Annotated in this window: 15 protein-coding genes; all 15 read right to left on the bottom strand. The window is 30.9% G+C overall.

The genetic code is table 11. The features are described 5' to 3' along the window. Positions 1–546 precede the first annotated feature (546 nt). On the bottom strand, positions 547–1107 hold the full coding sequence (locus tag AAFU52_RS03610; RefSeq protein WP_024771838.1) for a TIR domain-containing protein: 561 nt from the start codon (positions 1105–1107) through the stop codon (positions 547–549). Positions 1108–1303: 196 nt separating this feature from the next. Next, on the bottom strand, positions 1304–1711 hold the full coding sequence (locus AAFU52_RS03605; protein WP_438425496.1) for a lipocalin family protein: 408 nt from the start codon (positions 1709–1711) through the stop codon (positions 1304–1306). A 95-nt stretch (positions 1712–1806) separates the two neighbouring features. After that, entirely contained in the window at positions 1807–2934 is a 1128-nt protein-coding gene (locus tag AAFU52_RS03600) for a helix-turn-helix domain-containing protein (RefSeq protein WP_438425495.1), read from the bottom strand. A gap of 127 nt (positions 2935–3061) precedes the next feature. Further along, a complete protein-coding gene (gene mqo, locus AAFU52_RS03595) occupies positions 3062–4561 on the bottom strand; it encodes a malate dehydrogenase (quinone) (protein WP_438425493.1) in 1500 nt (499 codons plus the stop codon). Positions 4562–4618: 57 nt separating this feature from the next. Further along, on the bottom strand, positions 4619–5152 hold the full coding sequence (locus AAFU52_RS03590) for a GNAT family N-acetyltransferase (RefSeq protein ID WP_024771842.1): 534 nt from the start codon (positions 5150–5152) through the stop codon (positions 4619–4621). A gap of 17 nt (positions 5153–5169) precedes the next feature. Next, positions 5170–5946 carry an arylamine N-acetyltransferase family protein gene (locus AAFU52_RS03585; RefSeq protein WP_438425491.1) on the bottom strand — a complete coding sequence of 259 codons (777 nt, stop codon included), beginning with the start codon at positions 5944–5946 and terminating at the stop codon, positions 5170–5172. Continuing rightward, the gene (locus tag AAFU52_RS03580) at positions 5946–6452 is read right to left on the bottom strand and encodes a flavodoxin family protein (protein WP_024771844.1); all 507 of its coding nucleotides are present in this window, start codon (positions 6450–6452) and stop codon (positions 5946–5948) included. Before AAFU52_RS03580 ends, AAFU52_RS03585 begins: the two co-directional genes overlap by 1 nt. A gap of 300 nt (positions 6453–6752) precedes the next feature. Continuing rightward, the gene (locus AAFU52_RS03575) at positions 6753–7622 is read right to left on the bottom strand and encodes a DUF5694 domain-containing protein (RefSeq protein WP_438425489.1); all 870 of its coding nucleotides are present in this window, start codon (positions 7620–7622) and stop codon (positions 6753–6755) included. Between the two features lie 183 nt (positions 7623–7805). Beyond that, on the bottom strand, positions 7806–8183 hold the full coding sequence (locus AAFU52_RS03570; protein ID WP_024771846.1) for a nuclear transport factor 2 family protein: 378 nt from the start codon (positions 8181–8183) through the stop codon (positions 7806–7808). A 169-nt stretch (positions 8184–8352) separates the two neighbouring features. Continuing rightward, positions 8353–9255 carry a DUF1963 domain-containing protein gene (locus tag AAFU52_RS03565; protein ID WP_438425486.1) on the bottom strand — a complete coding sequence of 301 codons (903 nt, stop codon included), beginning with the start codon at positions 9253–9255 and terminating at the stop codon, positions 8353–8355. Positions 9256–9362: 107 nt separating this feature from the next. Then, positions 9363–9875: a GNAT family N-acetyltransferase gene (locus tag AAFU52_RS03560; RefSeq protein ID WP_024771848.1), complete on the bottom strand. Its 513-nt coding sequence runs from the start codon at positions 9873–9875 to the stop codon at positions 9363–9365. A gap of 119 nt (positions 9876–9994) precedes the next feature. Then, positions 9995–10825, bottom strand: coding sequence for a CPBP family intramembrane glutamic endopeptidase (locus AAFU52_RS03555; protein WP_438425482.1), 831 nt, complete (start codon positions 10823–10825; stop codon positions 9995–9997). A gap of 60 nt (positions 10826–10885) precedes the next feature. Then, the gene (locus AAFU52_RS03550) at positions 10886–11677 is read right to left on the bottom strand and encodes a leucine-rich repeat domain-containing protein (protein ID WP_024771850.1); all 792 of its coding nucleotides are present in this window, start codon (positions 11675–11677) and stop codon (positions 10886–10888) included. A 190-nt stretch (positions 11678–11867) separates the two neighbouring features. Beyond that, on the bottom strand, positions 11868–12113 hold the full coding sequence (locus AAFU52_RS03545; RefSeq protein WP_438425480.1) for a VF530 family DNA-binding protein: 246 nt from the start codon (positions 12111–12113) through the stop codon (positions 11868–11870). Between the two features lie 123 nt (positions 12114–12236). Next, complete coding sequence (locus AAFU52_RS03540) at positions 12237–13859, bottom strand: ankyrin repeat domain-containing protein (protein WP_438425478.1); 1623 nt, start codon at positions 13857–13859, stop codon at positions 12237–12239. Positions 13860–13905: the final 46 nt, after the last annotated feature.

Here is a 13905-nt window from a genome sequence, read left to right as displayed (position 1 = left end):
GAGGATATAGAGTAGGTGAAATCCTATGAAATTCTGAAATAAAAAGGAAAACCATCTTTGGTATAAAGAGTAATCGAATATGCAGAATATCAAGGTGTCTTATTAACATAGAGGTTAATGAAACATGCAGTATATGTATACTAAATGGTTTATTTAGAAGCATTTTCGTGTTTTTACTAAGATTTATACCAAAGAGATATACTATAAATAGGTAAGTATACCTACAACTAATAGAAATTGGTTAAGCGTGGGCACTACATTAATTGTTACTTGTATTGACTATGGTGCCTATTATATAAGACGTGTTATTGGGCATTACCCCCCAATTGGAGTTCACTTTTTTTTAATGAAAAATGCGGATAATCAGTAAATTTTTAGTTTTTTATGATTTACTATGAAGATATTGAAAAAAAAGTAAAAAATATTTGAAGAATAAAAAAAATGATCAAACTCATCGGTAGCGTATAAATTTGATGAGAAATACAAAGTTTTGAATAACAAATGTTTAACTACGACATGCTACTGTTTAAGGTTATAGATAGCTAACTACGATGCTAACCAGGCACTTAGTTCTATGACATCTCCATTAGGAGATTTAACATCATATCCTTCTGGATTTGTTTCACTTTTTTGAATGTAATGGAATTTTTGCAGGTATTCGGATCCTCCATAATCTGTATAATCCTCTCGTATAGGAAAAATAGCGATATGATCTTTGGTTTTTTGTGTATTGGCATATCGTAATTCCCACTTACAGCGTTTAGAAATAATGGCATTTTCTGTTGCCAGGAAAATAAATTTCCTATTATCCTTTATTTTTTCTTCTGTCCTTTCTTGGATCTGTTTGTCGGTTATTTTACTTGGTTTTTCTGGAGTACTCTGATCTAACAATAAGTAATCTGCATAGATAAGTACACCAAACCCTTTTAAAAAATTAATTGCACTGTCAAGTTCTTCAAGCTCATCGTGTTTATAAGAAAAAAACAGAGAGGTTTTAAGGAATTTTGTTTCTTCCTTAAAGAGTTGCAGACTTTCAGTAATAGACTTACTATATATTCTCGCTGCATTTCTAAACTGCAATAGCCCGTACTTAGGTAATATATTCATGAGTTCTTTAACATGATCGTGTGTGAATATCTTAACGTACTGACCCTAGGTTTTGTTGTTGTGGATATTGTTAAATCTTCATTATGCCGAATGTAATAAAAGGTTTCTTTGCTATATGTTCAGGGAATATGATATAGAAATGTCCAGATCTAATATCATATCAAATCTGAACATTTTTAACACACTATATTTTTGATTATTTCCTCTTATATGTATTTATAAAAGTATCTGATGAACTTTTGGATGTGAGAATAAGTGTGGCGTTTTCTGGGGTCGAAACTACAAAAACACTATTATTGCTAATTGTAAGATTAGCACCAGTAACAGTATAATCATAAGTTGTTTTAGAATCTTCTTCACATATATTTTCTGTATTAGAAGTATGAAGAGTAATACTTACTTTATTTGAATTGTTAAATACATAAGTCTCCATAAGGTCGCAGGTATCTAAATCAACATTAGTTCCATTTTTAGTAGAACTGGATAATTGCCATTGACCGATAATAAAGGTTTCATTAATTGTGCCGACGATATCATCATCAGTACTGCATGAAAAAGTAATACTTAACCCTATTAAAGCGAATACAATTAATTTTTTGCTCATAATTTTCTTTTTTTGTTTTGAGCAAAATTAGCTTGGTTTTAAAAGTTAGAAGTCTCCAAAAGTTAGAATTGAACAATTATGGACTCTTTTTATTATTACATCTGTTCTTTGTATATTTTTTTAAATGTAGTTGGTGTATGACCGGTTTCTTTCTTGAAATATTTATAAAATGCAGATTTAGAATTAAAACCAGCTTCAAGTCCTATTGCAACCATATCATAGTTATCAAATTCAGGGTTCAAAATCATGATTTTAGCTTCTTTCACTCTATATAAATTTAGATAATCAGAAAAGTTCTTTTGAGTAACACTATTAATTATTTGAGAAAGGTAACCAATGCTTATATTTAACCTGGCTGCAATATCATCTCTACTCAATTGTTGATTTCTATATAATTTTTCAGTTTCTAAAAGTTGTATGAATTTTTTAAAATATGGGTTGTCTTCTCCTTCTTTAAATTTTATAATATCTTTCTGTTTTTCATTTGCTTTCTTTTTGTTTATCTCTCTTATTTCGAATCTGTTTTTGGCCAAAGTAAACTTGTATATACCTTGATAACCAATCCAATAAAAAAGAATATTAAGCAATAGCCATATAATAATAGAATAATCATTGTTATAATAGTAGTCTACTACATTAGTTATAATCCAAAAAAAGATGAGTAAAACATGAAAAGTATAAAATAAACGTATCCATTTTAGATCATAGCCGATATCTGGTTGATATTTGATCGTATTTTTAAGTAACAAACGAAATTCTACTACAAGTAATGCTAGATTAAATAGGATTGAAAAATAATATTCTATCGTATAAAAATGTGGTATCCATGCTTTATTATGAATAGGATATAAATCAAAATAAAACTGCCCGCCAATATACAAGTTTAGTCCTATTGATATAATAAAGGGAACAAATAATACCCATTGTTTATTTCTAAGCTTTAATGATGGATTTAATAATTTTAAGTAATAAAAATATAAAGTTACCGGAAAAACCAATACTAATTCAATATCTTCTAGTATTCTAAAGCTTTGGTGTTCTTTATACCAATCATAATGTAAGGCCCAGTATTGAATATTGATAAAAACCCCAAGTAAAAGACTTATTCCCAGATATAAATTTGCTTTGTTTTTAAAGAATCTGGAGAATAAAATTATGATCGCAAAGATGAATCCTTGAGTTACTCCTATTAAAATCAAAAAATCTAATATTTCAAAATTCATACTTAATAAAAGTTTATTTTGTCTTAATTGTGTACCTCAGGTAGAATATGTGTATAATTTAAGAAACAAATCACATTACAATAGGGTTGGTATAAAGTATGTACTTTCTTTTTTACAGTTTAGTGATCTAGGTTGGAGTTTGTCTAGACGATTGTAACTTTAATATCTCTGTTGTTCTATTTCTGGTTTGAAGGCATAATTTACCATCTTCAATTAAAGATTTACCAAAACTAGGAATCATTTGTTTTAAGATATCGCCCCATGATTTTGATTTCATTTCTTCTGGGAAACATTCTGACAGAACATCTAACATTATAGAAACAGAGGTAGAGGCTCCAGGTGAGGCACCTAGTAATACTGCCATTGTCTTTTTCTGGTTGGTAACAATTTCGGTTCCAAATTTAAGGACTCCACCTTCTTCTTTGTCTTTTTTAATAATCTGTACTCTTTGCCCGGCAGTGATTAACTCCCAATCTTCAAACTTAGCTTCGGGATAGTATTTTTGTAATGTAGCAAATCGTTCTTCTGGGGACTGATATACTTGTTCGATTAGATATTTTGTTAATGACAAATTGTGAATTCCTGCAGCTAACATGGGCCAAATGTTATGTGCCTCTATAGATAGTGGGAGATCCATATATGTGCCATTCTTTAAAAACTTGGTAGAGAAACCAGCATAAGGCCCAAATAATAATGAACGTTCTCCATCTAACATTCTGGTGTCGAGATGAGGTACAGACATTGGTGGGGATCCGGTTTCGGCTTTGCCATAGACTTTAGCTTCGTGTTTAACGATAACATCTGGATTGTTGCAACGCAAGAACTGACCACTCACAGGAAAACCACCATATCCACGTTCTTCTGGGATATCTGATTTTTCTAGAAGTAATAGTGATCCGCCACCAGCACCAACAAAAACAAATTGAGTAGTAACCGTTTTTTCTTCTGAGCTTTGTAAATCTGTTACATCAATTTGCCAATTACCATTGTCTTGCATTCTAAGATCTTCTACTTCATGACCAAGATGCAGGTTTACGCCATCACAGGTTTCGAGATATTTTATCATTCCGCGTGTAATAGCACCAAAGTTTACATCTGTGCCAATAGGCATTCTTGTAGCAGCAACCTTCTGTTTAGGGTCACGACCAGTCATAATCAGGGGAATCCATTCAGTGATTTCTTTATGATCTTCTGCATATTTCATGTTCTTAAACATGTCGTATTGAGTCAATGCTTCATGTCTCTTTTTTAGAAATGCAATGTTTTGATCACCCCACAAAAAGCTCATATGATCAATATCATTAATAAATGGACTTTCTGTTTGTATAGAACCTTTTTCTAGCAAATATGCCCATAACTGTTTTGAAACTTCAAAATTAGCACTAATTCTTAGTGCTTTAGAGATGTCTATTGCTCCGTTTTCTCGCTCGGGAGTATAATTCAATTCACAAAAGGCAGAATGCCCGGTACCTGCGTTATTCCATGCATCAGAACTTTCGGCGCCTACTTTGTCTAATCGTTCGTAGATGTTTATCTGGGCATTAGGAATTAATTCTTTTATGAGTACGCCCAAAGTGGCACTCATAATTCCGGCACCGATAAGAGTAAAGTTATTTATATTAGGCATGATATGTATTTGTTGTTAATTAGGCGTTGTTATACGTCACTTTTTGTTTTTATCCTTTTACTTATTTAACATAGCATAAATAGCTACGCTAATATGTTTTCCGTCTTTGATTTCACTGTCGACCATAGTCCCTTCATATTTGAAATCGAATTTAGCCAATCCATTTTTGCAGTTCGTATTCTCTGCATCTACAAATCCTTCAATTCTATGTAATCCTAGGTTTTCGAATCCAAATTTACAAATGAGTGGCATTACTTCTTTCATGATTCCTTTTCCCCAATACTCAGGAAGAAGCCAGAACCCGATTTCTGCTTTTTTGTTTTCTTTTTCTATAGCATTAAGTCCTCCTGCACCATAGAAAGTGTTACCATCCTTTGAGCAGACGGCCCACCATATCCCGGTTTCATTTTTTTCTAATTCTGCAAACCATGTCATTTGTTCTTTGGTAGCTTCAAGACTATTAAAACTAACACCATAGTATTTGATTACATCAGGATTTGAAAGGCCAAGATATACATTCTCTAAATCATCATTTGTAAACTGTCTTAACAGTAATCGTTCTGTTTCTATTATGGGAAATGTAGTTGCCATTTATGTGTAGTATGATATTATGATTTGATATTTGTATGCTTCTTTATTTCGATATCAAAATACTCTTTTAGAAGCTCATTAAATTTTATTTCTTCTGTAAACTCTATTATTTCAGAATCTGTTCCTTTGGTAATTTTGCATTGCTTGTCATTTAGAGTAATTCTTCCGGTATCGGTTACCATAGAAATTACTTTTTTTTGTGTAAAATGAGAATCCTTACTTGTTTGATGAAAAGTACACATCTCTTGAAATTCATTAAAATTTCGACCTATAGTTTTAAAAATATACTGTGGAGTTGATACCTCATTTACTATTTCATTTACTCTTAAATAATCATCATTAAATTTATCGAACTTAAAATAACCAAAATCATCTGATAACTTAACCCCGGTTTTAATCAGTAACGGAGTGTATGAAAATTTACCAAACCCTACATCTACCAGATAATCATTGTTACGGATAGAAGCTATTATTGCTAAATGATCATATTCTTTTCCATAATCCTTTGATTTGCTATAAACTCTACCTGAAATCATTTTTACATCAAACCCAATTTTTTTTAATAAATGATAGAATAACCCATTTAGTTCATAGCAAAACCCTCCTCTTTTTTGAACTACTATTTTATTGTAAATAGCATCAATGTCGAGAGTGATTTCTCTATTATAATGAATGTCTAAATTCTCGAAAGGAACACTTTTTAAATGAGCTTGCTGAAGTTCGAAAAGAACTTTTTCAGTAGCACTTATGTCTTTCGTATACTTTATTCGTTCTAGATAGGGTTGAATATCCATTACTGTATTTGATTTATAAAATCGCTTAATTTTGTTTCTACCAAGTCAGGAAGGTTATTGTTTTCGATCCAGCAATGTACATCTCCAATATAGTTCATCCCCAGATACTTTGATGTTTCTACAAATGGCATATGAAATCCATCTTTTAGTTGTTTATCCGAACCACAACTTAGTACTGCCATTTCCATTCCTCTTAGTTTTCTACCTACATCTTTTTCTATTTTTAAACAATCTGAAATTCTATCTAAAAAAGTTTTCAAAATTCCACTCATTGTATACCAATACACGGGAGTTGCAAAAATAATGAGGTCATATTGACTTACGATTTCATTAATTAAAGGATGAAAATCATCATTTCTATTTTTGAATTCGTAATCAAATTCAGATATATTTTTTGTTTTTAAATCTAGTATAGAATAGTTCATTTGTTGACTAACGAATGAAGCTGCTTTATATGTATCTCCATTACTATTTGAACTACCGAGAATTATAATTCCTTTTTTCATCGGGTATTATGTTCTTTTTATGTTGTCGATCTGGTTCTAATTTTTAGATAACTATTCACGACGATATGTTATATTGAGACTAAGATAGAAAAATCTATCGTGATCAGCACCGGTAGATAATATGTCGTTTATAATCCATATTTTTTGTATATGTATTAGCAGGATAGGAGGTATGTTCATCACATCTGTAGAAAATTTTATGACACTACTGTTTTATATACCTTTTATTCTATTGCAGATATAGTTGAGTTCTTTTTTTTGGATTAAAGTCAAACTCGTTATTGATTATGGGTAACTTTGTTATTGATTATTCTTTAGATATTCCCAGCTTGAAACCACTTCAAAATCCGGAATGTTTTCAAATAACATGTCTAATGTCCATTTATGATTACTACCAACAATGACAAGTATTCTATCCCCTGTTTGTTTCATTTTTAGAATGTTGCCTGCCATTCTAATATTTCTTTGATACCATCGGCCTAACCAATCGGGGCCGATCCAGTTTTTTTGGATTCCTACTCTTATTTCATACATATGCATACGTTGCGCATTAAATTTTTGAGCCGTTGGAGAGTTCATAAGCGCAATACGATCATATAGATTATGATCGTTGTATGTCTTTTGATTTTGATTAAAAATCTTGGTTAGGTGCTTTTCATATCTATTGTAAAAACCTTCATCATTTTTCTTAGCATACTCACTAAATGAATCAAAGGAAAAATTTTCTAAAGACCCTATAAATTCGGTTTGGTTATCAAAAAAGTATATGCTATCATGTTTCATTTCCTTAGCAATGCGAAATCCTAATTGATAAACTTCATTCCTCTTATTTGAAATATTAAATGTATCAGCTACAAAAGATTGATACTCTTTGTTTGCTACAGATAATGCAGAAGGCTCCCATTCTAATACTACTTTTGTAGGATTGTATATGGATATAGCTTTGACCAATTTTGTAATATTCTCTTGATTTTTGGGTTCGAGAATGTCTTTGCCAAAATGTAATGTCCCTACAATCATAATTTTTGATTGCGTTAATGAATCATAATTTTTTAATGTGTTTTCTGCTTTCTCAAGCTCGTTAAGGGCAGGGCTACTTTTATTGGGATTACAACTAAATACGACTACAAGTACTAATAATAGTAAAAGACTGTTTGAAAATTGTTTCATAAGTTGATGTTTCATAATTGTTACTAACAAACGTACATCGTTATTAAGATAACTTTGTGTTGTACTACTTAATCAAGATACGTTTGTGTAAAGATGAAAGGAACATGAAATTGTTACAGTGCTTTTATAATTTAGAATTGTGGTATTTGGTATAAAATTTTATAGAGTAGCCGTAGTTTTTAATTAATACATGGTGTTCTTATTTGCTCGTTTTTCAGGGATTTGCTGGATAGCGTCCCAATGCTCCATAATTTTTCCTTTTTCATCAAATCTAAAAAAATCCATGGTTATATATTCGTCATTTCCAGGCCAGGTCTGGTGTGTATGAAGTGATACCAGATTTCCTTCGGCAATACAACGTACAAATTCAATTGATTTCTCGGGGTACTCGACTTGCATTTTTTCGAAGTAATCAATAAATCCCTGAGTACCGTCTTCAACATCTGGATTGTGTTGAATATATTGATCACCAACATAGAGTTCTACCGCTTTTTTTGGATTTCCGGTATAGGCAGTTTTGTAGAATGCTATTGCATTCTTTTTATTTTCTTCTAAGTTCATCATTTTTAGTCTTATGTTACCCTAATTGTATATAGCGTTACTAAGATAATTTTATTTCTTCGATATATTATTATGAAGTAGTGATTGTTTAATCCCTGTTTACATGCTAAAACCTCTTGTGTTTATTAACAATTTTTGACTATGTATAATAGGAAATAAAGATAAGGATTTATGTGTTCTGAACTAAGGCAATAACATTGCTAAAGTCGTTATTTTTTAGATCTTCTTTATCTATGCAAAGGTAAAGATGAGCACCGTTTGAACTAAACCCATATCCTTCATGACCTTTCATTTCAAAGGAAATTAGGTTGACGTAATTTTGACTCATATCATCATCTTCATGATGTCTTTCGGCCCATTCTTCAGCAATATAATGTTGAACAGAAAAAGGAACACCTAACAATATATTGTGACTAAAAAGGGTGTGTAAATCATTTTTTGGAGTTGGTGGTTTTAAACCAGATTCAAGAGCCATTTTTGTTTGCATTTGGATATTGATAGCTTCGCTCATCATATCTCCTGAAACCTGATCAATTCCGTCAGCATCATCTTCAGAAATATGACCGTCTTCTAGTAAAGCAAAATTAAAAGGGTAACGAGGAAGTTGAAAACTATTTTTGAAAGTTATCGTTCTTGTAGCTAGTTTTTGATCATCCGGGATGTTGTTTGGAATATCAACAAGCTCAAGATTTTCTGTATCTGGAAAGAAATAGATTTTAAAAGCATCTTCCAAATCGTCTTCCCACATAATATCATCTGTTACAGAAGCAAAACATAAAAGAATCCCTTTTTTGGGAAATATATTCTCTACGTCAAATGGTTTTATTTCTTCAAAATTAAGCTGAAAAAAGAAAGCAAGTGGAGCCTTTTGCCCTAAAGATTGTACAGGCCACTTAAAACCAGAAGGAGCTGCAGGTTTTCCTCCAAATCTTGAATTTAACAAACTTTGAGTAGATTTGTTCTCATCGACCGAGAAAATAATATTAGGGATAATCGATTTTATAACACCATCGATTTTGTCCCATTCATACTCTTTAATCTCTTCTATAATTAAATTTTTTAAGTCACTCATGTATCAGGTAGAATTACTATTATTTTGTCTCAAATATAGATTGCATTTCTCTTTTTTAGTTCCCTGTTTTCAGTGAAATAGATGAGTTTTTTTTCTTCTTTAGGTTACTAATTAAGTTTTATTTCGAATAGACTGGCAGGAGCTTTACCATAATGATCAGGTAATCCTTCGGTATTTTTTAAATCAAAGAATCCTAAAAAGTCAAACCCAGCCTTTTTATAATGTTCGATAAGTTTTACATTATTGCCAAGGGTGTCTAATCGTATATAATCCTTATTACTTTTTTGGGCATATTCTTTTGACCATTTTACAATAGTTGCTACAAAATTTTGACCTCTAAAATCAGGATTAGTTGCGATACGATGAATATAGATAGCGGCATCGCCATTTTTTTCTTCCCAAATTTGCTCATCACTAAACGTAATGGTCCATACACAAGCAATTTTGTTATCAATGGAGAGTTTCAATTGCCTGTTTTCTGAAATACTGTCTTCTACAAGTTTTCGCTCAAATTCTGGCCAAACAATAACTCCTTCTTTTGATTTTTGATACGCCGAAGCTATTCGATATAATCTGTATATTTCATCGATATCATCTATTGTACAATTTTCAATTTTCATACTCTTTTCATTTAGGAAATGTGTATTCAAATGTCTTACTATTTTTAGAGTGCTACAACCCAAAAATTGCTAATATTTTGTGAATTTGTTTTTTTATTGAGAGTATTATTAGATTCCAATTACAATCCAAATTTGTATCGGGTCAATACAATGAATAACCAAAGCATGATAGCAAGTAAAAAATAATAAATAAAGAGAGGTATTCCAACTTCGGAGATATTAAAGATAAAAAATGTAGAAGCTGTACCTGTTGCATGCATAATAATTGGTAGAATTAAACTATTTGATTTGTCATAAATCCAAACAATCAAAATTCTAATGGGAATTAAGCCAGCGTAATGAAAGAAAAAACCAGGTAGAAATTTAGATAGGACTAAATTACCAGAACTGTCACCAGATCCCCAAATAACTGGGAGGAAATGCCAAGCTCCCCAAAATACTCCAATAATCAACCCTGTCTTTAATACTCCATAGTGTTCTCTTAGTTTAGGCATAGCAAACCCTGACCACCCCAATTCTTCTAGAATGCCTCCCCCAACTATTCCATAAATTAATCCACTTAGAATTAAGGTTGTCTTATCATCGGTTGTGATAATATCTGGAGTGTATACTTCTGAAAATAGATTTAAAATAAAGAGAGAAATAATTGAAAGAATGGGTATAGTCAATATCGCTATGAGGTATAATCTAGTTCCTAGGTGCCACTTCATTAATTTTTTAAGTAGATCTTTGAATCCTTTTTTACCTTTAGTTATCCCGAGTAAAATGAAACCAGCGATACTGGGACCAAATAAATATGGAATCATTGCAACCGGAAGCAATTTATCGAATTGTTTTGAGGTAGCTGGAATCCCAGTTTGGCTTGCTACAATCAAAATTCCACTCCATGAGATAACAAACGTTAGAATGAAGAAGAAAGTAACAGGGTTTCTTTTTGCATACTCTCTCATGATGTATTAATCTTTTGAAATTGTTACAAATGCTATAAGTATATACTCATGTGCAAAAGATTACTTTTCAATTTCACAATATTTTAATTTTATTTCCAGGTTTTCTATGTCCGCAGGATTAATTTTATTTCCGTGAATATCTAAATATCTTAATCTGGTTAAATTCTCCATGGATCCAGGTAAACTCGAAATTTTGTTGTCATAGATAGAGATACTTTGTAATGTTTTAATATTTCCTATTGAATCAGGAAGTCGTTCTAAAGGGTTATTTACGATAAAAAGAATTTCTAAATTTTCTAAGTCGATAAAAGAATCAGGAAGCTCTTTGATTGCGTTATTTCTTAAAACTATTTTTTTTAATTGTTTAAGATTTCCTATTGAATTTGGTAATTTTCTTATCGGATTGTTTTGTAGAGACAAATCGGTTAAGCTGGATAAATTTCCAATCGATTCAGGTAATTCGGTTAATAAATTCTCTTGTAAGTCTAAGTCTTTTAATTGTTTTAGACATTCTATGGATTTGGGTAATTTTTCAAGCATATTTAACCTTAAATCCAGACGCTCTAAGTTGGTGAGCTGGCATATTTCTTTTGTTATATAGGATAAATTATTACCATATAATCTTAATACTTTTAAGTTTTTAAATTTTCGGATAATTTTTGGAATACTATCTAGTTTTCCGTGGGATAAATCAAGTTCTTCAATACTTTCTTTTTTATCCATTAATCCTTCTAAAAATTCAATAACACTTTGATTTTCTGTTCTATCATTTACCAGAACATATGAAGATTTTTGGGCATGGATAGAGGAGCCAACAATCAATATAAAAAGAAGAGTTATCATTGTTTTCATAGGGTTCGATTTGATGCTTGTAATCACGGGATCTGCACGAGTAGATATATACTCGTTTGTATTTATTTTTAAACTCTCATCGGGTAAACATGAGCGTATATCAAAAATAAGGTTTTACAAAATAGGATGTGATGTTTTTGATAGGTATTTATAGCGTTTTTTGATGTTACATTTAAAAGGATAGGGAGTATCAATTATTTTTTTTATGTAACTCAAGATAAAGTTGTTCAACCTTATCTCTTGCCCATTGTGTTTTTCTTAAAAATTTAAGGCTAGATTTAATCGAAGGGTCCTTTTTAAAACAATTGATATTAATTTTCATTGCTAATTGTTCCCATCCATAATGCGCTACCAATACCTCTAGTATGTTTATTAATTTTACCCCATGCAAAGGATTGTTGGGCTGTTGTTGGTTAGGATTGTTTTTATCGTCCATTACTATGATGATTAATTAAAATGCTAGAAGTAGTATTGTAGCAAAGTGAAATGTTAACATGATAGATTATAATTATGTAGTATGATTAGTAAAATATATTTTTTTGTGGCTTTGTCATATTTGTTATAATGAAGTAGTGATCGTTTTGTCATGTTCCGCTTTTCGTTTGGTGTTAATCAACTCAATGGCTTTGTTCTTTTTGTTATTTAATATTTTGTTTGATAATTTGGCCAGTGAATAACATAAAATAGAAAATATTGCTATTCCTATCGCTACCGAAATATTTATAAAAAGACTAATAATAAGTATAGGTATTCCTATTATAGCTACCAAAAATAATAAGATAGATGCTGTACCGTGAAATTTTATTTTTTTGATTAGAGGTTTGCCTTCTTCATATTTTTCTAAAAGAGAATAAAGATTGACTTGATTGTCCTTTTTTTGAGTTTTATGTTGAAGCCCTCTTTTTTCTTCTTGCAGCTCTTTTCTTATTTTAGCAAGAGGTACCTGGTCAAAAACTAGTCTGTATGATATATGAATATTCTCTTTTATTCGATTTACCCTGTCGGTATCTAAATCATCCTTATGGTTATCATACCAATTTTTAATAGTTACCACTAAATCCTTTGCGGTACTATTTTTATTTAAAATAACAGAGGTATCTGTATCTCTGATCAAAAATTCGTATTGTCTGGTTGTTTTTATATTGATTAGATCTTTAATACCTAGCAGAAAATCGATTACTTCATGGTTAAAAAGCTGAATTGCTAGATGTAATGGAGTTAACCCAAAATCATCTTGTTGTTTGAAATCGCAACCAAAACTTTTTAATAATTTAAGAATCTCTAGTTGATTAGGTTCTCCTTTTTGAATAACATCAAAGATGATAGATCTGCCAGATTTGTTTTTAAGAGATGTATCCAACCCGGCTTTTAAATGAATTTTTAAAATTTCTTTATCAGAAAATTTGTATTGAGCTGCAGTCCAATCATAAAAATCTGTATGGTTAATATCTATATTGCTTTTAACCAAAAGTTTATGAATTTCTGGGTTATCGGTATAATAAATAGGTGTGGTCTTATATGGAGTATCCTCAATATTAGGGTTTGCGCCTATACTTAGCATATACCTGATAACCGATACAGGGGCATAATCTCTTTTTAATATTTTGTGTAAAATAGTTTCTCCTCTGTGGTCGATATAATTAATATCAACATTTTTGAGTACATTTTTAAAATCCTCCCAATCCTTATCAGTTTTAGCATTGTTAATTAGCTTTATAATGCTATCCATTTGTGATTCTGCTGGAGGGATTATTATTCTACTATTACTAATAAAAGAATCAAACAGGTAATGAATTTTTTTGTTTGCTTCAGTCAGACTATAACTAATAGCATTGTCATAGGTATCATTAGAAAAGTTGTATTCATGATCGGCCAATAGAATTTTTACCGAGTCAATAGCACCTTTATAATAAATTTTACTGATCAGACATTTTTTTTGCTGGTTGTCTATATTGATTAAACCACCATTGTTTAATACTGCGAATTCTACTTTTGTATCCAGAGCATCAACAAAGTCGATTAATGCATCTCTCTCATCTTTATCGATTGCAGCAATCTTTACCGTCCCTTCTTTGTCAATATACCGTACTTCTGGTATAAAAACAGAGTCTTCTTGAATCCAGCTATGGCAATTTCCCCAGGACTTCAATACAATATCTAATTGTTCTTGTGATAATTTCATATTTCTGTATTGACACTATAGTATAGATCGTTAACAATATGTTTTA

This window comes from Aquimarina macrocephali (genome assembly GCF_051627225.1).
GTDB classification, from domain to species: Bacteria; Bacteroidota; Bacteroidia; order Flavobacteriales; family Flavobacteriaceae; genus Aquimarina; species Aquimarina macrocephali.
The sequence above is the reverse complement of the archived record's forward strand: the minus strand, read 5'-3'. Positions and strand labels throughout refer to the sequence as shown.

Coding starts and splice junctions, on each gene's coding strand:
- AAFU52_RS03585 (WP_438425491.1), bottom strand. CDS start 5,946: ATGGATATTCAACCCTATCTAGAACGAATAAAGTATACGAAAGACATA.
- AAFU52_RS03560 (WP_024771848.1), bottom strand. CDS start 9,875: ATGAAAATTGAAAATTGTACAATAGATGATATCGATGAAATATACAGA.
- AAFU52_RS03550 (WP_024771850.1), bottom strand. CDS start 11,677: ATGAAAACAATGATAACTCTTCTTTTTATATTGATTGTTGGCTCCTCT.
- AAFU52_RS03540 (WP_438425478.1), bottom strand. CDS start 13,859: ATGAAATTATCACAAGAACAATTAGATATTGTATTGAAGTCCTGGGGA.
- AAFU52_RS03545 (WP_438425480.1), bottom strand. CDS start 12,113: ATGGACGATAAAAACAATCCTAACCAACAACAGCCCAACAATCCTTTG.
- mqo (WP_438425493.1), bottom strand. CDS start 4,561: ATGCCTAATATAAATAACTTTACTCTTATCGGTGCCGGAATTATGAGT.
- AAFU52_RS03565 (WP_438425486.1), bottom strand. CDS start 9,255: ATGAGTGACTTAAAAAATTTAATTATAGAAGAGATTAAAGAGTATGAA.
- AAFU52_RS03600 (WP_438425495.1), bottom strand. CDS start 2,934: ATGAATTTTGAAATATTAGATTTTTTGATTTTAATAGGAGTAACTCAA.
- AAFU52_RS03555 (WP_438425482.1), bottom strand. CDS start 10,825: ATGAGAGAGTATGCAAAAAGAAACCCTGTTACTTTCTTCTTCATTCTA.
- AAFU52_RS03605 (WP_438425496.1), bottom strand. CDS start 1,711: ATGAGCAAAAAATTAATTGTATTCGCTTTAATAGGGTTAAGTATTACT.
- AAFU52_RS03570 (WP_024771846.1), bottom strand. CDS start 8,183: ATGAACTTAGAAGAAAATAAAAAGAATGCAATAGCATTCTACAAAACT.
- AAFU52_RS03575 (WP_438425489.1), bottom strand. CDS start 7,622: ATGAAACAATTTTCAAACAGTCTTTTACTATTATTAGTACTTGTAGTC.
- AAFU52_RS03610 (WP_024771838.1), bottom strand. CDS start 1,107: ATGAATATATTACCTAAGTACGGGCTATTGCAGTTTAGAAATGCAGCG.
- AAFU52_RS03590 (WP_024771842.1), bottom strand. CDS start 5,152: ATGGCAACTACATTTCCCATAATAGAAACAGAACGATTACTGTTAAGA.
- AAFU52_RS03580 (WP_024771844.1), bottom strand. CDS start 6,452: ATGAAAAAAGGAATTATAATTCTCGGTAGTTCAAATAGTAATGGAGAT.